A 23,127-nucleotide genomic window follows, 5' to 3' on the forward strand; every position below is an offset into this window, starting at 1 on the left:
CACCTGCTCGGCCCCGGCCAGCCCGTAAGCTCGGTTCAAACACGCCAGGGCAGTGGCAAGCGACGACCGCGGGAGGTGCGGGATGACAGTCCCGGGACGCAGGAGCAGCACCTTCAGCAGGCTGCTGCGCAGCGGCTTCACCGACCCCTCCGCCGCCGCCCGGCTGCTGGACGCCCCCGCGCTGGCCGCCGTACGCGCCGATCCGGTGCTGCTGGACGCCCTCGGGGCGACCGCCGACCCCGACCTCGCCCTCCTCGGGCTCGTCCGGCTCGCCGAAGCGCAGCCGCCGCAGGAGCTGCCCGGGCTCCTCGACACCCTCGTCAGCGCCAAGCCGCTGCGCGACCGGCTGCTCGGCGTGCTCGGCGCCTCCGAGGCCCTGGGCGACCACCTCGCCCGCCACCCCCGCGACTGGCACTCCCTCGTCACGTACGAGGCCGCCGATCTGCACCCCGGGCTCCCCGAGTTCGAGCGCGGGCTCGCGGACGCCCACGACCCGGTCGCCCTGCGCGTCGCCTACCGCCGCTGCCTGCTCTCCATCGCCGCACGCGACGTCTGCGGCACCATCGACGTCGTCGAGACCGCCGCCGAGCTCGCCGACCTGGCCACCGCCACGCTCCGCGCGGCCCTGCGGATCGCCTCCGCCGCCGCGCCCGAGGACGTCGCCCGGTGCCGCCTCGCCGTCATCGCGATGGGCAAGTGCGGGGGTAACGAGCTGAACTACGTGTCCGACGTCGACGTCATCTTCGTCGGCGAGGCCGCCCCCGGCACCGACGAGGCCAAGGGCCTGCAGGCCGCCACCCGCCTGGCCTCCCACCTCATGCGGATCTGCTCCGAGACCACGGTCGAGGGCACCATCTGGCCCGTCGACGCCAATCTCCGCCCCGAGGGCCGCAACGGCCCCCTCGTGCGGACCCTCGCCTCCCACATGGCCTACTACCAGCGCTGGGCCAAGACCTGGGAGTTCCAGGCGCTCCTCAAGGCCCGCGCCGTCGCCGGCGACCGCGACCTCGGCGCGCAGTACGTCGAGGCCATAACGCCCCTGGTCTGGCAGGCCGCCGAGCGCGAGAACTTCGTCGCCGACGTCCAGAAGATGCGCCGCCGCGTCGTCGACAACATCCCCGCCGCCCAGGTCGACCGCGAACTCAAACTGGGCCCGGGCGGCCTGCGCGACGTCGAGTTCGCCGTCCAGCTGCTCCAGCTCGTGCACGGCCGCAGCGACGCCACCCTGCACTCCGGCAGCACCCTCGACGCCCTCCAGGCCCTCGCCGCCGGCGGCTACGTCGGGCGCGCCGACGCCGCCCAGCTGCACGACGCGTACCGCTTCCTGCGCGCCATGGAACACCGCATCCAGCTCTACCGGCTGCGCCGCACCCACCTCGTGCCCGAGGAGGAGAGCGACCTGCGGCGCCTGGGCCGTTCCATGGGCCTGCGCACCGAACCGGTCGCCGAGCTCAACAAGGCGTGGCGCCGGCACGCCTCCGTGGTCCGCCGCCTCCACGAGAAGCTCTTCTACCGGCCGCTGCTCGACGCCGTCGCCCAGCTGGCCCCCGGCGAGACCAGGCTCTCCCCGCGCGCCGCGGGCCAGCGCCTCGAAGCCCTCGGGTACGCCGATCCGGCCGGCGCCCTGCGCCACCTCGAAGCGCTCGCCTCCGGCGTCACGCGCAAGGCCGCCATCCAGCGCACCCTGCTGCCGGTCCTGCTGGGCTGGTTCGCGGACTCCGCCGACCCGGACGCCGGGCTCCTCAACTTCCGCAAGGTGTCCGACGCCCTGGGCAAGACCCCCTGGTACCTGCGCCTGCTGCGCGACGAGGGCGCCGCCGCGGAGAACCTCGCCCGCGTCCTGTCCGCCGGCCGCCTCGCCCCCGACCTCCTGCTGCGCGCACCTGAGGCCGTCGCCCTGCTCGGGGACCCCGAGGGCCTGCAGCCCCGTGCGCACGAGGCCCTCGAACAGGAGGTCCTCGCCGCCGTCGGCCGCGCCGAGAACCCGGAAGCCGCCGTCGCCGCCGCCCGAGGGGTGCGGCGCCGCGAGCTGTTCCGTACCACCGCCGCCGACATCATCGGCTCGTACGGTACGGAGGACAGCCCGGCCGAGGAGGACCACGGAGCCCTGGTCGACCGGGTCGGCGGGGCCGTCTCCGACCTCACCGCGGCCACCCTCGCCGGGGCGCTGCGCGCCGCCGTCCACAGCCACTTCGGCGACACCCTGCCCACCCGCTTCGCCGTGATCGGCGTCGGCCGCTTCGGGGGCCACGAGCTGGGATACGGCTCCGACGCCGACGTCCTGTTCGTCCACGAACCCCGGGAGGGCGTCGGCGAACAGGAGGCCGCCAAGGCCGCCCAGACCGTCATCGCCGAGATGCGCCGGCTGCTCCAGCTGCCCAGCACCGACCCGCCGCTGCTCATCGACGCCGACCTGCGACCCGAAGGCCGCTCCGGCCCCCTGGCCCGCACCCTCGCCTCGTACGCCGCGTACTACCGGCGCTGGTCCCTGACCTGGGAGAGCCAGGCCCTGCTGCGCGCCGAGCCCGTCGCGGGCGACGCGGAGCTCGGCGCGCGCTTCATCGAGCTGATCGACCCGCTGCGCTACCCGGCGGAGGGCCTCGGCGAGGACGCCGTACGGGAGATCCGCCGGCTCAAGGCCCGCATGGAGTCGGAGCGGCTGCCGCGCGGCGCCGACCCGACCCTCCACACCAAACTCGGCCGCGGCGGCCTCAGCGACGTCGAGTGGACCGTCCAGCTGATGCAGATGCAGCACGCCTGGTCCGAGCCGGGCCTGCGCACCACGCGCACCCGCCAGGCCCTGGCCGCCGCCCACGCGGCCGGGCTGATCCCGACCGAGGAGGCGCAGATCCTGGACGAGGCGTGGGTCCTGGCGACCCGCGTCCGCAACGCGGTCATGCTGGTCCGCGGCCGCGCCGGCGACACCTTCCCCCCGGAGGCCCGCGAACTCGCGGCGGTGGGCCGCTACCTCGGCTACGCGGAGGGCACGGTCGGCGAAATGCTGGACGACTACCGCCGCATCACCCGCCGCGCCCGAGCGGTGGTGGAGGAGCGCTTCTACGGCGCGTAGCCACGGACGTCACGTGCGCAGTGACGCGAAGACGGCTCGGGTGGGGGTGCCGGAGGGGGTGTGCCAGGGGGCCGTTACGTGGGTGTGGGGGTCTGTCGGGGCGTGCGGGTTGAGGACGCGGGTCAGCGTTACCGTGGGGCCGGGCTTGCCTGGGACGACCACGACCGTGGGGTCCGGGGTGTCGCTCGCGCTCTGCGCCTGTGGGACCGCCTCGCCGTGGAGGAGTGCGTGGAGTTGGGTCAGGAGGACCGGGTCCGCCGCGCCGTCGTAGATCCACCGGGTGCCCAGGACGCCGTGCTCCGAGGTGCCGACGAGGGCATGCTCGGCGCCGGGGAGCGGGGCGCCGCGGTAGGTCAGCGGCACGTGGTAGGCGACCGGGTCGCCCGGGCCCGCGGTGTCGGTGACCACCATGAACTCGATGCCCACCTCCCCCTCCGGGTCGTCCAGCCGGAAGCCGCCCGCCCTGGCCAGCTCCGGGGCCCGGCCGGGCACGCCCTCGTACCACGGCTGCTCCGGCAGCCATGACGCCACCAGCTCCAGCTTTCCGGGAGACATCGTGGTGCGGTGGACGACGGCCATGGGACGGACCTCCAAGGATGCGGGTGTTGACGTTTCCGAAGCCTAGATCCGTCGGCCGACCGCGAGCAGGTGAATTAGAGGCCGGCCGTGGCCAGGCGGGTGCGGAGTTGTTCGTCCGAGAGGTCTTCCAGGTGGGTCAGGAACACCCACATGTGCCCCGAGGGGTCCTTGAGGATGACCGTGCGGTCCCCGTGGAACATGTCCGTCGGCGGCTGGAGGATCTCCGCCCCGGCGGCCTGCGCGCGCTGCGCCAGGGCGTCGACGTCCGCCACGTAGACGTGCAGGGTGACGGAGGTGCCCCCGCCGAGTGCGGTCGGGGAGGCGAAGGAGGCCTGTTCGGCCGCCTCCACGCTGGCGTCGCCCAGCATCAGGACCGACGGGCCGATGCTGATCTCGGCGTGCAGGATCCCGCCGCCCGGGGCGTCGAGCCGGAAGTCCTCGCGGGCGCCGAACGCCCGCTGGTAGAAGTCGATCGCCGCGGCGGCGTCGTCGACCATGATGTGCGGGATCACGGCGTGGCGGTAGCGCTCGGGGATGTGCGGCTCGGCGGCGTGGAGCTTGGCGTCGGCAGTGCGCTCGGTCATGGCGAACCTCTCGAAGAAGCACCGCCGGGCGATCCGGCGGCCTCTGAGAGCGACCGTAAAAGCTCAAGTTTGGTTCAGGTCAAGCTAAGGGCGCGCGCGGAACCTGTTCAGTACGGCCGCCGTCACCGGGTGCGGGGACGTCTCCAGGGGGCGGCGCGGCAGGTGGTGGGGGAGCGAGCCGAACCAGCCGCGCGACACGGTGTAGCCGAAGGCCAGGCACAGGAGGCCGCCCACCGCGTCCAGCCAGAAGTGGTTGGCGGTGGCCACGATGACGACGAGAGTTGCCGTCGGGTAGAGCAGGCCCAGGATCCGGGCCCACGGGGCCGAGGCGACCGCAAAGATCGTCAGCCCGCACCAGAGCGACCACCCTATGTGCATGGACGGCATGGCGGCGTACTGGTTCGACATGTGCTTGAGGTTCCCGGAGGCCATGGACCCCCAGGTGTGGTGGACCAGCACCGTGTCGACGAAGTTCTGCCCGTTCATCAGGCGGGGCGGCGCGAGGGGGTAGAAGTAGTAGCCGACGAGCGCGACGCCCGTGGTGGCGAAGAGGACCAGACGCGTGGCCGCGTAACGGCCGGGATGGAACCGGTAGATCCATACCAGCACGCCGATGGTCACGACGAAGTGGAGCGTGGCGTAGTAGTAGTTCATGCCCACGATCAGCCACGTCACGGAGTTGACCGCGTGGTTGACCGACTCCTCCACGGCGATGCCGAGGCCCCGCTCCACGCGCCAGATCCAGTCGGCGTTCGCGAGGGCGGCCGTCTTCTGCTCGGGCACCGCGTTGCGGATCAGCGAGTACGTCCAGTAGCTGACCCCGATGAGGAGGACCTCGAACCAGATCCTCGGCCTGCGCGGGGAGCGCAACCGGGTCAGGAGGGCGCGGTCCGGCCCCGGGCGGGTCGCCGTCTCGGTCACGCTGGGCGACGAGACGTCCGTCCGGGCTTCCAGTGTCTTCACGCTCGCTTCACCCATGGGGAGAGAGTCTGCCAGATGCGTTCTCGCCTCCGATCATCCCTCGGGACGGTCTTCGGCGCAGCCGCTCCCCCTCAGGGACGACCCCGGCCCCGGCCCTGACCGGGGCCCGAGGCCGTGGAGCCGCGCACCACCAGCTCGGGCAGGAACACGAACTCGCTGTGCGGCGCCGGCGTACCGCCGATCTCCTCCAGGAGCGTGCGCACGGCCGCCTGCCCCATGGCCTGCACGGGCTGCCGGATGGTGGTCAGCGGCGGATCGGTGAACGCTATGAGGGGGGAGTCGTCGAAACCGACCACCGACACGTCCTGCGGCACCCGCAGCCCCTGCTGGCGGGCGGCCCGGATCGCGCCGAGCGCCATCATGTCGCTCGCGCACACCACCGCCGTGCATCCGCGCGCGATCAGGGCGGCCGCGGCGGCCTGGCCGCCTTCCAGGCTGTACAGGGAGTGCTGGATCAGCTCCTCGACCTCGGCCTCGCCGAGCCCGAGCCGCTCCTTCATCCCCAGCCGGAAACCCTCGATCTTGCGGAGCACCGGTACGAACCGCTTCGGTCCGACGGCGAGCCCGATCCGGGTGTGCCCCAGCGCGGTGAGGTGGGTGACGGCGAGCTGCATCGCGGCCCGGTCGTCGGGGGAGACGAAGGGGGCCTGCACCTTGTCGGAGAACCCGTTGATGAGGACGTACGGGACGCCCTGCCCGCGGAGTTGGTCGTAGCGGCCCATGTCGGCCGTCGTATCGGCGTGCAGCCCGGAGACGAAGATGATGCCGGAGACCCCGCGGTCGACCAGCATCTCGGTCAGCTCGTCCTCGGTGGACCCGCCGGGCGTCTGCGTGGCCAGCACCGGCGTGTACCCCTGCCGGGTCAAGGCCTGGCCGATGACCTGGGCGAGCGCCGGGAAGATGGGATTGTCCAGCTCGGGGGTTATCAGCCCGACGAGGCCGGCGCTGCGCTGGCGCAGCCGCACGGGACGCTCGTAGCCGAGTACGTCGAGCGCGGCCAGCACGGACTCGCGGGTGCCGGCGGCCACACCGGGCTTGCCGTTGAGCACGCGGCTGACTGTGGCTTCGCTGACCCCCGCCTGGGCTGCGATGTCGGCTAGCCGTGCGGTCACGGGATTGGACTGTACCGGTCCCGGGTTCACAATGCCCACCACGTGCACGAATCCGGGGGAAGCCGGACGGTGCGCCCGTCCGTCTCCACGGGCGCGCTGGACAGTACGGGGCGTCCGGGCGCGGGGAGCTCCACCGCGGCGGGCAGGGTATTGAGCGTGCAGGCGAAGCCGGGGCGGGTGAAGAGGAGTACGCCGGCGGGCGCGGGCAGCCAGGTCAGCGGGCCCGCCTCCAGGGCGCCGAGGCCCGGCAGGGCGCGGCGCAGCTCCAGTGCGGCGCGGTAGAGCTCCAGCGTGGAGTGCGGGTCGCCGGTCTGGGCGGCCACGCTGAGCTCGCCCCACCCCTCGGGCTGCGGCAGCCAGCTCCCGGCCGGGCCGAAGTCGTACGGGGGCCGCGTGCCCGACCAGGGCAACGGCACCCGGCACCCGTCGCGCAGCCCGTCCTGGCCGGCCGCCGCCTCCGGCGCGGCCTGCGCGTCGCCGGCGGGTCCGGGGGTGCCGGTCCCGCTCCCGGTCTGCGTATCCGGGCCCTTACCCGTACCGCCCCCGCGGCGCCCCCGCCGGAACGCCGGGTCCTGGCGCACCTGGTCCGGCAGGTCCACCACCTCCGGCAGCCCCAGCTCCTCCCCCTGGTAGACGTACGCCGATCCGGGCAGGGCCAGCATGAGCAGCGCGGCGGCCCGGGCCCGCTCCAGGCTGCCGTAGCGGGTGCGGTGGCGTACGACGTCGTGGTTGGACAGCACCCAGGTGGTGGGGGCGCCGACCGAGCTGGTGGCGGCCAGTGACTCGTCGATCACGGTGCGCATCGCGCCGGTTTCCCACGGGCAGTTCAGGAAGCGGAAGTTGAAGGCCTGGTGCAGCTCGTCGGGCCGGACGTACAGGGCGAGCCGCTCGGAGGTCGGGGCCCAGGCCTCGGCGACGCCGATGCGCGCCCCCTCGTAGGAGTCCAGGAGGCGGCGCCAGGCGCGGTGGATCTCGTGGACCCCGTCCTGGTCGAAGAAGGGGAGCGGCTCGGTGCCGATGAGGGTGGCCTGGGCGCCGCGGCCGATGTCCGGCATCCCGGGGGCCTTGACCATGCCGTGGGCCACGTCCACGCGGAAGCCGTCGACGCCGAGGTCGAGCCAGAAGCGCAGCACCGACGTGAACTCCTCCGCGACCTCGGGGTGCTCCCAGTTCAGGTCGGGCTGCTCGGGGGCGAAGAGGTGCAGGTACCAGGCGCCGTCCGCGACGCGGGTCCAGGCGGGGCCGCCGAAGACGGACTCCCAGTCGTTGGGCGGGAGCTCCCCGCCGGGCCCCCGTCCCGGGCGGAAGTGGTAGCGGGCCCGGGCGGCGGGGTCGTGCAGGGCCGCCCGGAACCACGGGTGCTCGGCGGAGGTGTGGTTCGGGACGACGTCCACGATGATCCGCAGCCCGAGCGCGTGCGCGGCCCGTACGAGCTCGTCGGCGTCGGCGAGGTCTCCGAAGAGCGGGTCGACGGCCCGGTAGTCGGCGACGTCGTAGCCGCCGTCCGCCTGGGGGGAGACGTAGAAGGGGGTGAGCCACACGGCGTCGACCCCGAGACGGGCGAGGTGGGGGAGGCGGGAGCGCACTCCGCGCAGGTCCCCGACGCCGTCGCCGTCGCTGTCCGCGAAGGACCGTACGTAGACCTGATAGATGACGGCATCGCGCCACCACTCGCCGCTCGCGGTCGCGTTGCTGGAAGCGCTTGCAAGCGGGGATGCGGTCAGCTCATGGGTCATATCGGGGTCAACGCGGCTACACGCCCCGTGGTTGCGGGCCCGGACAGTCGAAGGTGACTCGAACTAACAGCAAGCTGCGGCAACCGTACGGACACACGGATGTAACGATCAGCCCTTCTTGCAGAAAATTGCCGCAAGCTCTTTCGGACGGCTTTCAGGCTTGTTACGTTCCCTGCAACTCGGGACCGCGAGGGCGCGGCCGGGATCATCGAAGGAGTTCATATGCGGCGTGGCATAGCGGCCACCGCGCTGGTCGCGACCCTGGCGCTCGCGGCTACGGCTTGCGGCGGTGACACCAAGGGCGACGGTGGCGAGACGAAGGCCGGCGGAGAGCTCTCCGGCACGGTCACGTGGTGGGACACCTCGAACGACGCCGAGAAGGCCAGCTTCCAGAAGATCGCCGAGGCGTTCACCGCGAAGCACCCGAAGGTCACCGTCAAGTACGTCAACGTCCCCTACGGTGACGCGCAGAACAAGGTCAAGAACGCCTTCAGCAGCGGCTCCGACGCCCCCGACGTCATCCGTGCCGACGTCGGCTGGGTCGCCGACTTCGCCTCGCTCGGCTACCTCGACGAGGTCCCGGCCGAGACGGCGAAGAAGGTCGACGCCGAGTTCCTCGCGCAGGCCGCGGCCAGTGGCAAGTACGAGGGCAAGACCTACGCCGTGCCGCAGGTCATCGACACCCTCGGCCTCTTCTACAACAAGAAGATGCTCGCCGACGCCGGCGTCCAGCCCCCCAAGACGCTGGAAGAGCTGAAGACCGCCGCCGCGGCCATCAAGGAGAAGACCGGCAAGGCCGGTCTCTACCTGCGCGGCGACGACTCCTACTGGTTCCTCCCGCTGATCTACGGCGAGGGCGGCGACCTCGTCGACGCGAAGACCAAGACGGTCACCGTCGACAACGCGGCGGGCGTCAAGGCCTTCAAGACCGCTCGTGACCTGGTCACCTCCGGTGCGGCGATCACCAACGCCACCGACGGCTGGAACAACATGCAGACCGCCTTCAAGTCGGGGCAGGCAGCCATGATGATCAACGGCCCGTGGGCGGTCGCCGACAGCTACGCCGGCGAGCAGTTCAAGGACAAGGCCAACCTCGGCATCGCCGCGGTCCCGGCCGGTTCGGTCAAGGCGGGCGCCCCGCAGGGCGGCCACGACCTCGCGGTCTACGCCGGCTCCAAGAACACCGCCGCGGCGCACGCCTTCGTCGAGTACATGACCTCGCAGGAGGTCCAGGTGCAGTCCGCGAAGGAGCTGAGCCTGCTCCCCACCCGTACCGCCGCCTACGAGCAGCCGGACGTCAAGAGCAGCGAGATGGTCCAGTTCTTCAAGCCGGCCGTGGACAAGGCCGTCGAGCGGGCCTGGATCCCGGAGAACGGCTCCCTCTTCGAGCCGCTGAAGGTCGAATACACCAAGGCGATCACCGGGGCGTCGAGCCCGGAGGACGCCGCCAAGTCGGCCGGTGTCGAGTTCCGCAAGATCCTCAAGGGCTGGAAGTAACGAAACCATGGCTGCTCACACCAGCCAGTCGGTGGCGAAGGCCGCGGGCGACGAAGCCGGTACCCCCGGTGTCGCCCGCGGCCGGAGCCGCAGGACTGACAGCGGGAACGGGAACACGGGTGGACTGAGGCGCGCCCTCGCCACCCACTGGTACGCCTGGGCCATGGTCGCCCCCGTGGTGCTCGTCCTCGGCGTGATCATCGGCTGGCCGCTCGTCCGCGGCGTCTACCTGTCGCTGACGAACGCCAACGAGCGCAACGTCGCCCGCGACATCGGCGCCCGGCACATCGACGCCACGTACGAGTTCGTCGGACTCGACAACTACGCGGCCGTGCTCAGCGACCCGGTGTTCGTCCAGCGGCTGGTGTGGACGGTGGTGTGGACCGTCGCGTGCGTGTCCGTCACCTTCACGCTCGGTCTGATCCTGGCCAACATGCTGAACCGGGAGTTCCGGGGCCGCGCCGCCTACCGGATGGCGCTCATCCTGCCCTGGGCCGTCCCCGGCTTCGTCTCCGTCTTCGCCTGGCGGTTCCTCTTCAACCGCGACAACGGCATCCTCAACAAGATCCTCGACGGCGGCGGCATCGCCGCGATCCCGTGGCTCGACGACCCGACCTGGGCCAAGTTCTCGGTCGTCGCCGTCAACGTCTGGCTCGGCGTCCCCTTCATGATGGTCGCCCTGCTCGGCGGCCTGCAGTCGATCCCCGGCGAGCTCTACGAGGCCGCCGAGATGGACGGCGCCGGACCCTGGCAGCGCTTCCGGCACATCACGCTGCCCGGCCTGCGCGCGGTGAGCATGACGGTGATCCTGCTCTCCACCATCTGGACCTTCAACATGTTCCCGGTGATCTTCCTGCTCACCCGCGGCGGACCGGGCGACTCCACCGAGATCCTGGTGACCCAGGCCTTCCGCGAGGCCTTCATCACGAGCCCGCGCGACTTCGCCGTCTCCGCGACGTGGGGCGTACTGATCCTCGCCCTGCTCATGATCTTCGCGCTGGTCTACCGGCGCTCGCTGCGCAAGCAGGGAGAGGTGTGGTGACCGTGACCACTACGCGTACGAGGGGCAGCCGATCCCCGCTCGCCTCCGTCGGCCTGCACGCCACCCTGGTCATCGCGGCCGTGATCGCCGTGTTCCCGGTGCTGTGGATCCTGCTGACCTCGCTCAAGCCCCCGCAGCACGCGATCACCACGGACTTCGTCAAGGAGCCCACCCTCTCCAACTACCGCTACCTGCTGGAGTCCAGCCACTTCTTCAGCTGGTTCGGCAACTCCGTCCTGGTCGCCGGCGTCACCACCGTCCTCGGTGTGTTCATCGCCGCCACCACCGGATACGCGGTCAGCCGCTTCAAGTTCCCCGGCATGCGGCCGCTGATGTGGACCCTGCTCATCACGCAGATGTTCCCGATGGCCATCCTCATCGTCCCGCTCTACAACCTGATGGGACAGCTCGGGCTGCTCAACCAGCCCCTCGGCCTGATCATCACCTACCTCACCATCGCCGTGCCGTTCTGCGCATGGATGATGAAGGGCTTCTTCGACACCATCCCGGTGGAGATCGACGAATCCGGCCGCGTCGACGGACTCAACCCCTTCGGCACCTTCTGGCGGCTGATCCTGCCGCTGGCCAAGCCCGGCCTCGCCGTCACCGGCTTCTACGCCTTCATCACCGCCTGGGGCGAAGTCGCGTACGCCTCCGCCTTCATGGTCGGCGAGGAGAACCTCACCCTCGCCGGCGGCCTGCAGACCTTCGTCACCCAGTACACCTCCAACTGGGGTGCCATGAGCGCCGCCTCGGTCCTCATCGCGATCCCCGCGGCGATCTTCTTCGTCTTCGCCCAGCGTCACCTCGTCGCCGGAATGACCGCAGGCGCCACCAAGGGCTGACCACCCGACGCCCGCTCCTTACCCACCGGCCCGATCTCTTCAAGGACGACATGACCCAGCACCTCGCCGACGCACGTCCCACCTCCACCGGCACGCAGCCCGGCTGGTGGAGAGACGCGGTGATCTACCAGGTCTATCCGCGCAGCTTCGCCGACTCCAACGGGGACGGCATGGGGGACCTCGAAGGCATCCGCAGCCGCCTGCCCTACCTCAAGGAGCTGGGCGTCGACGCCGTCTGGCTCAGCCCCTTCTACGCCTCCCCGCAGGCCGACGCCGGCTACGACGTCGCCGACTACCGGGCCATCGACCCCATGTTCGGCACCCTGCACGACGCCGACGCCGTGATCCGCGAAGCCCACGAACTGGGCCTGCGCATCATCGTCGACCTCGTCCCGAACCACTGCTCCGACCAGCACGAATGGTTCAAGCAGGCACTGCGCGAAGGCCCGGGCACCGCGCTGCGCGAGCGCTTCCACTTCCGCCCGGGCCGCGGCGCGAACGGCGAACTGCCGCCCAACGACTGGGAGTCCATCTTCGGCGGCCCCGCCTGGACCCGCGTCGCGGACGGCGAGTGGTACCTGCACCTCTTCGCCCCCGAGCAGCCCGACTTCAACTGGGAACACCCCGCCGTCCAGGACGAGTTCCGCTCCATCCTGCGGTTCTGGCTCGACCTCGGCGCCGACGGCTTCCGCATCGACGTCGCCCACGGCCTGGTCAAGGCCCCCGGCCTGCCCGACCTCGGCCGCGACGAGCAGCTCAAGCTGCTCGGAAACCAGGTCCTGCCCTTCTTCGACCAGGACGGGGTCCACGAGATCTACCGCTCCTGGCGCCTGGTCCTCGACGAGTACGCCGGCGACCGCATCGGCGTCGCCGAGGCCTGGACCCCCAGCGCGGACCGCACCGCGCTGTACCTGCGCCCCGACGAGCTGCACCAGGCCTTCAACTTCCACTACCTGAACACCGGCTGGGACGCCGAGGCGCTGCGCTCCACCATCGACGAGTCCCTCGACTCGATGCGACCGGTCGGCGCGCCCACCACCTGGGTGCTGTCCAACCACGACGTCGTACGCCACCGCACCCGCTTCGGCAGCCTGGAGCGGGCGCGCGCCGCCGCGCTGCTCATGCTGGCCCTGCCGGGATCGGCGTACGTCTACCAGGGGGAGGAGCTGGGGCTGCCGGAGGTGGTGGACCTGCCGGACGAGGTGCGCCAGGACCCCTCCTTCTTCAAGGCGAACGGCCAGGACGGGCTGCGCGACGGCTGCCGCGTACCGATCCCGTGGTCCGGCGACCAGGCCCCGTACGGCTTCGGGACCGGCGGCAGCTGGCTGCCGCAGCCCGCCGAGTGGGCCGGGCTGAGCGTGGAGGCGCAGACCGGAGACCCGGCCTCCACCCTGGAGCTGTACCGCGCGGCCCTGCAGGTGCGGCGCGCGCACCCCGCGCTGGGAGCGGGCGACGCCGTGGAGTGGCTGCCCGCGCCCGAGGGCGTACTGGCCTTCCGCCGCGGTGACTTCGTCTGCACGGCGAACACCACGGCCCAGCCCGTACGGCTGCCCGCGCCGGGCACGGTCCTGCTGGCCAGCACGGACCTCACCGAGCCGGACGTCCTTCCCGCCGACACCACGGTGTGGTGGCAGGGGTGACTTCCCCGCTGCGGCTGACGGACATCGCTGCGCAGGCCCAGGTCAGCGAGGCGACCGTCAGCCGCGTGGTCAACGGCAAACCGGGCGTCGCGGCCGGCACCCGCCACCGGGTGCTGGCCGCGCTCGACCTGCTCGGCTACGAGCGGCCCGTACGGCTCAAACGGCGCAGCAACGGCCTGGTGGGCCTGCTGATCCCGGAGCTGACCAACCCCATCTTCCCGGCGTTCGCGCAGGTCATCGAGCAGGCGCTCGCCGGGCACGGGTACACCCCCGTGCTGTGCACGCAGACCCCCGGAGGGGCCACCGAGGACGAGCTGGTCGAGCAGCTGGAGGAGCGGGGGGTCACGGGGATCGTCTTCCTGTCGGGCCTGCACGCGGACTCGGCGGCGGACCCCGCGCGCTACCAGCGACTGGCGGCGCGCGGGGTTCCCTTCGTCCTGATCAACGGCTTCAACGAACAGGTCAACGCCCCCTTCATCTCCCCGGACGACCGGGCGGCCGCGGACATGGCCGTGCGGCACCTGGAGGACCTGGGCCACAGCAGGATCGGCCTGGCGATCGGCCCGACGCGGTACGTGCCGTCCGCGCGCAAGGAACAGGGCTTCCTGGCGGTGCTGCCGTCGGCCGACGCCGAAGGCCTGATCCAGCGCACGCTGTTCACGGTCGAGGGCGGCCACGCGGCGGGCAACGCCCTGCTGGACCGCGGCTGCACGGGCATCGTGTGCGGCAGCGATCCCATGGCGCTGGGCGTCATCCGCGCGGCGCGCGAGCGGGGGCTGCGGGTGCCGGAGGACGTGTCGGTGGTCGGCTTCGACGACTCCCCGCTCATCGCCTTCACGGACCCCCCGCTGACCACGGTCCGCCAGCCGGTCCGCGCGATGGCGACGGCAGCGGTCGGAGCCCTGCTGGAGGCGGTCTCGGGCACGCCGGTGCAGCGCACGGAGTACGTCTTCCAGCCGGAGCTGGTGGTGCGGGGGTCTACGGGGCAGGGGCCGGGCTGAGCGGGGGGGTGGGTGTGCGGGGTGGCTTCGGGAGGGGCGGGAGCCCCTGGGGCGGCATCAGAGTGGCGTATGGGGGTTTCCCGTCAGTCTCATCGTCTCTCCGTGTCGGGCCGGTCCCTCAAGGGCGCTCCCTTCGGTCGCGTCGCTGCGCGATGGCCTTCGGCCACCCTTGACCGACCGTCCCGCCCCGGACATACGAAGACTGCCGGGAAACCCCCAAAGGAACGGGCCGGGTCTTCTGGTCTAGGGGCGGGGAGGGTCGCGATGCACGGGTTGGGTGCCGGCGGCCGGATCTCCAGGAGCGGCCCCACCTCCCGGGGACCCGGGGTCGGGGGTGACGCGTCAGATCGCTACGCGCTTCTCATCTCTCAGCGTCCGACGCCCGTCCTAGGCTGGACATAGGCCGCCCACACGCCTCAGATGTCGTCGAAGACGGCGACTGCCGGTCGTTTGTGGGCCATGGGCGGCGATTCCTCGCCTCAGCCGAGCTGTACTCCCATCAGAGCGACCCCACTCCCAGCAACCGGCGGACAGACCGCCCCAATTGGGGCAAACTAGCGTCCTTCCCGGTCGCCCACTCACGCTGACCTGGATACAGCTCGGAATAGCCGCGCTCTGGTGCCTGGACTTCCCCAGATGGCCGTCGGACGCCGTCTTCGCAGACATCGAAGACTCGTGGGCAGCCTATGTCCAGCCCCGGACGGCCGTCGGACGCTGAGACGCGAGAAGCGCGTAGAGATCTGACGCGTCACCCCCGACCCGGCGATCCGATGACGATCGGCCCGCCTCGCGGACCGTCCGGCCAGCGCCCAGGTCGGTGGTCCCACCCTGCCCGTCCCTGTAATGGATGGCCCGGCCCGTTCCTTTGGGGGTTTCCCGGCAGTCTTCGTATGTCCGGGGCGGGGCGGTCGGTCAAGGGTGGCCGAAGGCCATCGCGCAGCGACGCGACCGTAGGGAGCGCCCTTGAGGGACCGGCCCGACACGGAGAGACGATGAGACTGACGGGAAACCCCCATACGCGTCTCTGATGCTGCCCGCGTGGCTCCCGCCCCACCCGAAGCCACCCCGCACGGCGCATCCCACCCGCCGCCACCCCCAGGACACACGCAAGAAACAATTCTGCAATTTCTTGCGCAAGGTATTGCAGGGGTGTTGGTGGGCCCATACGGTCGCCAGCAATCCCCACCTCGGTCACCCACCTCGGTCCCACACCTCGGTCGCACCCCCACCTCTCCGCCAGGAGGCCCACGTGTTCCGCACGCGCACGCGCACCCGCACCCCCCGCACCCGCCCCCACCCCGCAAGAACCGGCAGAGCCCTGCTGGCAGCCACCGCCGCCGCGGCCGCCCTCGGCGCCGCGACCCTGACCGCCGTCGCGCCGCAGGCGCAGGCGGCGCCGCCCGGGGACAAGGACGTCACCGCCGTCCTGTTCGAGTGGAAGTTCGCCTCCGTGGCAGCGGCCTGCACCGGCACGCTCGGGCCCGCCGGCTACGGGTACGTGCAGGTTTCGCCTCCCCAGGAGCACATCCAGGGCGCGCAGTGGTGGACCTCGTACCAGCCCGTCAGCTACAAGATCGCCAGCCGGCTCGGTGACCGGACGGCGTTCAAGAACATGGTCGACACCTGCCACGCCGCCGGCGTGAAGGTGGTCGCGGACTCCGTCATCAACCACATGGCGGCGGGGGACGGCACCGGGACGGGCGGGAGTTCGTACACGAAGTACAACTACCCCGGCCTGTACTCCGGTTCCGACCTGGACGACTGCCGGGCGACGATCTCCACCTACCAGGACCGCGCCAACGTCCAGAACTGCGAGCTCGTCCAGCTCGCCGACCTCGACACCGGCGAGGACTACGTGCGCGGCCGGATCGCCGGGTACCTCAACGACCTGCTGTCGCTCGGCGTCGACGGTTTCCGGATCGACGCCGCCAAGCACATGCCCGCGGCCGACCTCGCCAACATCAAGTCCCGGCTGACGAACCCCGGCGTCTACTGGAAGCAGGAGGCGATCCACGGCGCGGGGGAGGCCGTCTCGCCCAGTGAGTACCTCGGCAACGGTGACGTCCAGGAGTTCCGGTACGCGCGGGACCTCAAGCGGGTCTTCCAGAACGAGAACCTCGCCTACCTGAAGAACTTCGGCGAGGCGTGGGGGCACATGCCGAGCGGACAGTCCGCCGTCTTCGTCGACAACCACGACACCGAGCGGGTCGGTGACACCCTCACCTACAAGGACGGCTCCGCCTACACCCTCGCCAGCGTCTTCATGCTGGCCTGGCCCTACGGCTCCCCGGACGTGCACTCCGGCTACGAGTGGACCGACAAGGACGCCGGCCCGCCCAATGGCGGCGCGGTGAGCGCCTGTTACACCGACGGGTGGAAGTGCCAGCACGCCTGGCGGGAGATCTCCTCCATGGTCGGCTTCCGCAACGCGGCCCGCGGGCAGTCCGTCACCGACTGGTGGGACAACGGCGGCGACCAGATCGCCTTCGGGCGCGGCTCCAAGGCGTACGTCGCCCTCAACCACGAGTCGAGCGCCCTGTCCCGCACCTTCCAGACCTCGCTCCCGGCCGGTGACTACTGCGACGTCCAGAGCGGGCGCGCCGTGACCGTGAACTCCGGCGGCCAGTTCACCGCCACCCTCCCCGCCGGGACGGCCCTCGCCCTGCACGTCAACGCCCGGACCTGCTCGGGCACGCCGGCCGCCTCCGCCGGCGCCTCGTTCGCCGTCAACGCCACCACCACCCTCGGCCAGAACATCTACGTCGTCGGTGACCGCGCCGAGCTCGGGGCCTGGAACCCGGCCGGTGCCCTCAAGCTCGACCCGGCCGCCTACCCGGTCTGGAAGCTCGACGTCACGCTCCCGGCCGGCACGTCCTTCGCGTACAAGTACGTCCGCAAGGACGCCTCCGGGAACGTCACGTGGGAGAGCGGCGCCAATCGCACGGCCACCGTCCCCGCGAGCGGCAAGGTCACGCTGACCGACACCTGGCGCAGCTGACGACCGCCACCCCCCGACCAGGGCCGCCCGGCATCACCTTTCCCCGCCACCGCCGGGCGGCCCTCATCCCTGCGACACGTGACGCGCGCACGACCGGCGTCGTCACGCCGCCCGACCCACGACCCGTACCCAAGGAGAGCCCGCCTTGATACGCCCCGCCGCAGGAGTCCTCGCCGCCGCCCTGGCCGTGACGCTCCTGCCCGCCCTCCCCGCCGCGGCCGCCGCCGCGAGGCCGCCCGCCCCGCCCTCGGACGCGAAGCTGGCCGCCGAGCCCGCCCGTCACGACCTGACCCGGGAGCAGTTCTACTTCGTGCTCCCCGACCGGTTCGCGAACGGCGACCCGGGCAACGACCGGGGCGGTCTGACCGGCTCGCGGCTGGAGACCGGCCTGGACCCGACGGACAAGGGCTTCTACCAGGGCGGCGACCTCAAGGGGCTCACCGACCGGCTCGACTACATCAAGGGGCTCGGCACCACGGCCATCTGGATGGCGCCGATCTTCAAGAACCAGCCGGTGCAGGGCAAGGGGACGGACGTCTCGGCCGGCTACCACGGCTACTGGATCACCGACTTCACCCAGGTCGACCCGCACTTCGGCACCAACGCCGATCTGGAGCGGCTGATCGAGAAGGCGCACGGGAAGGGGATGAAGGTCTTCTTCGACGTCATCACCAACCACACCGCGGACGTCGTGGACTACCGGGAGGCGTCGTACTCCTACCTCTCCAAGGGCGCGTTCCCGTACCTGACGAAGGACGGGGTGCCCTTCGACGACGCCGACTACGCCGACGGGAAGGGGAAGTTCCCGAAGGTCGACGGTGAGTCCTTCCCGAGGACCCCCTTCGTCCCGGACGCCAAGAAGAACCTCAAGTCGCCCGCCTGGCTCAACGACCCGACGATGTACCACAACCGCGGCGACTCCACCTTCGCCGGCGAGTCCTCCGGTCAGGGCGACTTCTTCGGTCTCGACGACCTGTGGACCGAGCGCCCCGAGGTCGTCAGCGGGATGGAGAAGATCTACGAGAAGTGGGTCGAGGACTTCGACATCGACGGCTTCCGCATCGACACGGTCAAGCACGTCAACACCGGCTTCTGGACCCAGTGGGCCACCGCCCTCGACGCGTACGCAGCCAAGCGCGGCCGCGACGACTTCTTCATGTTCGGCGAGGTCTACTCCGCCGACACGGCCGTGACCTCGCCGTACGTGACGCGCGGGAAGCTCGACGCCACCCTCGACTTCCCGCTCCAGGACGCGATCCGCGCGTACGCCTCCCAGGGCGCGGGAGCCGACCGGCTGGCCTCCGTCCTGGGCGACGACTACCGGTACACCTCGGGGAAGGCCAACGCCTACGAGCAGGTGACCTTCCTCGGCAACCACGACATGGGCCGCTTCGCCACCTTCCTGAAGCAGGACCGGCCGGGGGCCGGGGAGCAGGAACTGCTCGACCGCTACCGCCTCGCGAACGAGCTGATGTTCTTCTCCCGGGGCAACCCGGTGATCTACTCCGGTGACGAGCAGGGCTTCACGGGCGCGGGCGGCGACAAGGACGCCCGCCAGCCCCTCTTCGCCTCGCAGGTCGCCGACTACCTGGACGACGACCAGCTCGGAACGGTGCGCACGCACGCGAGCGATGCTTACGATCCGGAGCACCCGCTCTATCAGCAGATCAGTGCTCTCTCCCGGCTGACGAAGGCGCACCCGGCCCTGCGCGACGGCGTCCAGAGCGCACGCCTCTCCGACGGCTCCGTCCACGCCTTCGCCCGCACCGACACCAAGACCCGCACCGAGTACCTGGTCGCCGCCAACAACGCGACCGCCTCCCGGACCGTCGAGATCGACGCCCCGGCCGGCGCCCAGTACCGCACCCTGTACGGCGGCACCGCACTCATCCGCGCCTCGGCGGCCGGCAAGCTCACCGTCCCCGTCCCGGCCCTCGGCTCCGTCGTCCTCCAGGCCGTGACCCCCGCCGCCCAGCCCACCGCCAAGCCCGCCCTGACCCTGAAGGCCCCGGCCGCCGGCGCCACCGGCACCGTCGAGCTCAGCGCCGACGTCACCGGAGGCGGCGGCCGCGTCGTCTTCGCCGCCCAGAGCGGCAACGACAAGTGGCAGGTCCTCGGCACCGCCGACCACGCCCCCTACAAGGTCACCCAGCACATCGAGGCGCCCGCCGGCACCGCGCTGCGCTACAAGGCCGTCGTCGTCGACCCCGCGGGCCGCACCGCGAGCGCCCTCGCGCAGTCCGTCGCCGGACAGGCCCCGCCCGCCGAGGTCCCCACCGCCACCCAGCGCGACTACGCGGTCGTCCACTACAACCGGCCCGACGGGAACTACACCGACTGGCGGCTCTACGCCTGGGGCGACCTCGCCGACGGCGAGGCGACCCCCTGGCCCGCCGGTCACGGCTTCACCGGCCGCGACGCCTACGGCGCCTTCGCGTACGTCCGCCTCAAGCCCGGCGCCTCCTCCGTCGGTTACCTCGTCATCGACAAGGACGGCAACAAGGACGTCGCAGCCGACCGCACCATCGACGTGACGAAGACCGGCGAGATCTGGCTGGAGCAGGGCAAGGAGCCCGCCCGCACCGACCGCCCGGCCCAGCCGCCGCAGGACACCACGAAGGCCGTCCTGCACTACCAGCGCCCCGACGGCGCCTACGACGGCTGGGGCCTGCACGTCTGGACCGGCGCCGCGACCCCCACCGACTGGTCCAAGCCGCTGCTCCCGGTCCGCACCGACCCCTACGGCGCGGTCTACGAGGTCCCCCTCGCCGCCGGGGCGAGCTCCCTCAGCTACATCCTCCACAAGGGCGACGAGAAGGACCTGCCCTCCGACCAGTCCCTGGACCTGAAGGCCACCGGGCACGAGGTCTGGATGCTCGGCGGCAAGGAGAAGTACCTCCTCCCGCAGCCCGCCGGCTCTTCCGCCTCCCTGGACCTCGCCACCTCCCGCGCGATCTGGATCGACCGCGACACCGTCGCCTGGAACGCCCCTGCGGGCGCCGCCTCCGTACAGCTCCTCGCCTCCCGCGAAGGCGCCGTCACGGCCGAGAACGGCGCCCTGCACGAGGGCGGCGCCCAGTGGCTGCGCCTGACCGGCTCCCAGCTCACCGCCGCCCAGAAGCAGAAGTTCCCGCACCTGGCCGCCTACAGCGCCTTCACCGTCGACCCCCGCGACCGGGACCGGGTCCGGGCCGCCCTGCGCGGCCAGCTGGTCGCGAGCGCCCGCGCCGCGAACGGCGCCGTCCTCGCCGCCACCGGCGTGCAGCTCGCCGGCGTCCTGGACGACCTGTACGCGACGACCGCCGCCCTCGGCCCGGTCTTCAAGGACGGCCGTCCCACCCTCTCCGTCTGGGCCCCGACCGCCCAGCAGGTCTCCCTCGAACTCGACGGCCGCACCGTGCCGATGCGCCGCGACGACGCCACCGGTGTGTGGTCGGTCCGCGGCGAGCGGTCCTGGACCGGCAAGCCCTACCGCTTCGCCGTCACCGTCTGGGCCCCCAGCACCCGCCAGGTGGTCCGCAACGTGGTCACCGACCCCTACTCCACCGCGCTGACCGCCGACTCCACCCACAGCCTGGTCGTGGACCTGGCCGACCCGAAGCTCGCCCCGCCCGGCTGGAAGACGCTGCGCAAGCCCGCGCCCGTGCCGTTCACCTCCGCGCAGATCCAGGAGCTGCACATCCGCGACTTCTCCGTCGCGGACCGCACCAGCGCCCACCCCGGCCAGTACCTGGCCTTCACCGACACCGCCTCGGCGGGCATGCGCCACCTGCGCGGTCTGGCCGCCGCCGGCACCTCCTACGTCCACCTCCTGCCCGCCTTCGACATCGGCACCATTCCCGAGAAGGCGGCCGACCGCACCGAGCCGGCCTGCGACCTCACGGTGTACGCCCCCGACTCACAGGAGCAGCAGGCCTGCGTGGCGGCCGCGGCCGCGAAGGACGCGTACAACTGGGGCTACGACCCGCTGCACTACACCGTCCCCGAGGGCAGCTACGCCAGCGACCCGAACGGCACGGCCCGCACGGTCGAATTCCGCAAGATGGTCCAGTCCCTGAACGGATCCGGGCTGCGCACGGTGATGGACGTGGTCTACAACCACACCGTCGCCTCCGGCCAGTCGGACAAGTCGGTCCTGGACCGCCTCGTCCCCGGCTACTACCAGCGCCTGCTGGCCGACGGCAGCGTCGCCACCTCCACCTGCTGCGCCAACACCGCGCCCGAGAACGCCATGATGGGCCGCCTGGTCGTGGACTCGGTCGTCACCTGGGCCAAGGAGTACAAGGTCGACGGCTTCCGCTTCGACCTGATGGGCCACCACCCGAAGGCCAACATCCTGGCCGTGCGCGCAGCCCTCGACGCCCTGACGGTGGCCAAGGACGGCGTCGACGGCAAGAAGATCGTCCTCTACGGGGAGGGCTGGAACTTCGGCGAGATCGCCGACGACGCCCGCTTCGTGCAGGCCACGCAGAAGAACATGGCGGGCACCGGCATCGCCACCTTCTCCGACCGGGCGCGCGACGCGGTCCGCGGCGGCGGCCCCTTCGACGAGGACCCGCGGGTCCAGGGCTTCGCCTCGGGCCTGTTCACCGCCCCGAACGGCTCTCCCGCCAACGGCACCCCCGAGCAGCAGAAGGCCCGCCTCCTGCACGCCCAGGACCTGATCAAGGTGGGCCTGTCCGGCAACCTCGCCTCGTACGCCTTCACCGACACCTCGGGGCGCCGCATCAAGGGCTCCGAGCTGGACTACAACGGCGCCCCGGCCGGCTACGCGGCCGCCCCCGGCGACGCCCTCGCCTACGCGGACGCCCATGACAACGAGACCCTCGCCGACGCGCTGACCTTCAAACTCCCCGCGGCCACCAGCAACGCGGACAAGGCCCGTATGCAGGTCCTGGCCATGGCGACGGCCACCCTCTCCCAGGGCCCGGCCCTCTCGCAGGCGGGAACCGACCTGCTCCGCTCCAAGTCGCTGGACCGCAACTCCTACGACAGCGGCGACTGGTTCAACGCCGTCCACTGGGACTGCAAGGACGGCAACGGCTTCGGCCGCGGCCTTCCGCCGGCCGCCGACAACAGCCCGAAGTGGCCCTACGCCAAGCCCCTCCTGGCGGGACCGGTCCCCACCTGCGCGGACATCACCGCCACCGCGGGAGCTCACCGCGACCTGCTCACGATCCGCACCACCGAGCCGGAGTTCGCCCTCACCACGGCCGAGGCGGTCCAGTCCCGGCTGGCGTTCCCCCTCTCCGGCACGGAGGAGACCCCGGGTGTGATCACCATGACCCTCGGCGACCTGGTCGTGGTCTTCAACGCCACCCCGACGGCCCAGGCCCAGCGCGTCGCCGCCCTCGCGGGCACCGCCTACGCTCTGCACCCGGTCCAGGCGGCGGGCTCCGACGCCACGGTCAAGCGGTCCGCCTACGACGCGCAGACAGGAGAGTTCACCGTCCCGGCCCGCACGGTCGCGGTCTTCACACGACGCTGAGCCGGTCCAGCCGCTTCTCCAGCAGGATCACCCCGTAGACCCTGCCGTCCTTCCCCACCTTGTTGGGGAGCTCCCCGACCACCCGGTAGCCCGCACCCCGGTAGTACGCGAGCAGCCGGGGGTTGGTGGAGACGCAGTCCAGCCGCGCCCGCTCCCGCCCGGTCCTGGCGATCCGCCGCTCGGCGTGTTCGAGCAGACGCCGCCCGGCACCGGCGGGCGCGGCTTCCCTTTCCACCATCAGCCGGTGCACGTACCCGGCCACCGGAGGCTGGACGCCCCAGGCGTCCTCGTCGGACCACCACAGCTCGTACGCCCCGACGACCCGCCCGTCGCAGTCCCCGCCGAGCCACACCTCGCCGTCGGCCATCCGCGCGCGGAAGTGGTCGGCGTCCTTGTCGCCCGGTTTCCACTGCTCGATCCCGTGCTTCTGCATCCAGCGGGCGGCCTGGTCGTACAGGCGCACCAGGGTGCTCGCGTCCTGGTGCCCGGCCGGCCGGAACAAGATCCCGTCGTCAATGATCACGCGGGCATTATCGATGATCATGGGCAGCCGT

General features: G+C 71.6%; 14 protein-coding genes. 8 read left to right on the top strand and 6 right to left on the bottom strand.

The features are described from left to right. The first annotated feature begins 82 nt into the window (after positions 1-82). Entirely contained in the window at positions 83-3,070 is a 2,988-nt protein-coding gene (locus ACF059_RS18065) for a bifunctional [glutamine synthetase] adenylyltransferase/[glutamine synthetase]-adenylyl-L-tyrosine phosphorylase (RefSeq protein ID WP_392057920.1), read from the top strand. A gap of 9 nt (positions 3,071-3,079) precedes the next feature. Here the strand turns inward: ACF059_RS18065 and ACF059_RS18070 are convergent, their stop codons facing one another. The 5 genes from ACF059_RS18070 to ACF059_RS18090 form a co-directional block, all read right to left on the bottom strand. Next, a complete protein-coding gene (locus ACF059_RS18070) occupies positions 3,080-3,649 on the bottom strand; it encodes a 1,4-alpha-glucan branching protein (RefSeq protein WP_392057923.1) in 570 nt (189 codons plus the stop codon). Between the two features lie 74 nt (positions 3,650-3,723). Beyond that, a complete protein-coding gene (locus ACF059_RS18075) occupies positions 3,724-4,233 on the bottom strand; it encodes a VOC family protein (RefSeq protein ID WP_392057926.1) in 510 nt (169 codons plus the stop codon). Between the two features lie 84 nt (positions 4,234-4,317). Next, entirely contained in the window at positions 4,318-5,211 is an 894-nt protein-coding gene (locus ACF059_RS18080) for a phosphatase PAP2 family protein (protein WP_392057929.1), read from the bottom strand. 74 nt (positions 5,212-5,285) lie between these two features. Beyond that, positions 5,286-6,326 carry a LacI family DNA-binding transcriptional regulator gene (locus ACF059_RS18085; RefSeq protein ID WP_360897944.1) on the bottom strand — a complete coding sequence of 347 codons (1,041 nt, stop codon included), beginning with the start codon at positions 6,324-6,326 and terminating at the stop codon, positions 5,286-5,288. Positions 6,327-6,352: 26 nt separating this feature from the next. Then, the gene (locus ACF059_RS18090; protein ID WP_392057932.1) at positions 6,353-8,062 is read right to left on the bottom strand and encodes a glycoside hydrolase family 13 protein; all 1,710 of its coding nucleotides are present in this window, start codon (positions 8,060-8,062) and stop codon (positions 6,353-6,355) included. 222 nt (positions 8,063-8,284) lie between these two features. Between ACF059_RS18090 and ACF059_RS18095 the strand changes: the two genes are divergently transcribed. The 7 genes from ACF059_RS18095 (at position 8,285) to pulA (ending at position 22,573) form a co-directional block, all read left to right on the top strand. Further along, positions 8,285-9,559: an extracellular solute-binding protein gene (locus ACF059_RS18095; RefSeq protein ID WP_361951738.1), complete on the top strand. Its 1,275-nt coding sequence runs from the start codon at positions 8,285-8,287 to the stop codon at positions 9,557-9,559. A gap of 7 nt (positions 9,560-9,566) precedes the next feature. Continuing rightward, positions 9,567-10,601, top strand: coding sequence for a carbohydrate ABC transporter permease (locus ACF059_RS18100; protein WP_392057935.1), 1,035 nt, complete (start codon positions 9,567-9,569; stop codon positions 10,599-10,601). Positions 10,602-10,603: 2 nt separating this feature from the next. Beyond that, positions 10,604-11,446, top strand: coding sequence for a carbohydrate ABC transporter permease (locus ACF059_RS18105; protein WP_366867733.1), 843 nt, complete (start codon positions 10,604-10,606; stop codon positions 11,444-11,446). Positions 11,447-11,496: 50 nt separating this feature from the next. Further along, entirely contained in the window at positions 11,497-13,086 is a 1,590-nt protein-coding gene (locus ACF059_RS18110) for a glycoside hydrolase family 13 protein (protein ID WP_392057937.1), read from the top strand. Next, positions 13,074-14,087, top strand: a complete 1,014-nt coding sequence (locus ACF059_RS18115; RefSeq protein ID WP_392057940.1) for a LacI family DNA-binding transcriptional regulator — start codon at positions 13,074-13,076, stop codon at positions 14,085-14,087. The genes ACF059_RS18110 and ACF059_RS18115 overlap by 13 nt, the downstream gene beginning before the upstream one ends. A 1,318-nt stretch (positions 14,088-15,405) precedes the next feature. Further along, positions 15,406-17,085, top strand: coding sequence for a carbohydrate-binding module family 20 domain-containing protein (locus ACF059_RS18120; protein ID WP_392058162.1), 1,680 nt, complete (start codon positions 15,406-15,408; stop codon positions 17,083-17,085). Positions 17,086-17,230: 145 nt separating this feature from the next. Continuing rightward, positions 17,231-22,573, top strand: coding sequence for a pullulanase-type alpha-1,6-glucosidase (gene pulA / locus ACF059_RS18125; protein WP_392057942.1), 5,343 nt, complete (start codon positions 17,231-17,233; stop codon positions 22,571-22,573). On the opposite strand, the gene ACF059_RS18130 is transcribed toward pulA, so the two are convergent. Next, positions 22,560-23,096, bottom strand: a complete 537-nt coding sequence (locus tag ACF059_RS18130) for a GNAT family N-acetyltransferase (RefSeq protein WP_361949636.1) — start codon at positions 23,094-23,096, stop codon at positions 22,560-22,562. The two genes, pulA and ACF059_RS18130, sit on opposite strands and share 14 nt — an antisense overlap. Between the last annotated feature and the right edge of the window lie 31 nt (positions 23,097-23,127).

It is taken from the genome of Streptomyces sp. NPDC016562, assembly GCF_043076955.1.
Taxonomy (GTDB): domain Bacteria; phylum Actinomycetota; class Actinomycetes; order Streptomycetales; family Streptomycetaceae; genus Streptomyces.

Excerpts from the sequence above, each read along its gene's own strand:
- ACF059_RS18100 (WP_392057935.1), top strand. The coding sequence starts at position 9,567 with ATGGCTGCTCACACCAGCCAGTCGGTGGCGAAGGCCGCGGGCGACGAA.
- ACF059_RS18080 (WP_392057929.1), bottom strand. The coding sequence starts at position 5,211 with ATGGGTGAAGCGAGCGTGAAGACACTGGAAGCCCGGACGGACGTCTCG.
- ACF059_RS18090 (WP_392057932.1), bottom strand. The coding sequence starts at position 8,062 with ATGACCCATGAGCTGACCGCATCCCCGCTTGCAAGCGCTTCCAGCAAC.
- ACF059_RS18070 (WP_392057923.1), bottom strand. The coding sequence starts at position 3,649 with ATGGCCGTCGTCCACCGCACCACGATGTCTCCCGGAAAGCTGGAGCTG.
- ACF059_RS18110 (WP_392057937.1), top strand. The coding sequence starts at position 11,497 with ATGACCCAGCACCTCGCCGACGCACGTCCCACCTCCACCGGCACGCAG.
- ACF059_RS18075 (WP_392057926.1), bottom strand. The coding sequence starts at position 4,233 with ATGACCGAGCGCACTGCCGACGCCAAGCTCCACGCCGCCGAGCCGCAC.
- ACF059_RS18065 (WP_392057920.1), top strand. The coding sequence starts at position 83 with ATGACAGTCCCGGGACGCAGGAGCAGCACCTTCAGCAGGCTGCTGCGC.
- ACF059_RS18095 (WP_361951738.1), top strand. The coding sequence starts at position 8,285 with ATGCGGCGTGGCATAGCGGCCACCGCGCTGGTCGCGACCCTGGCGCTC.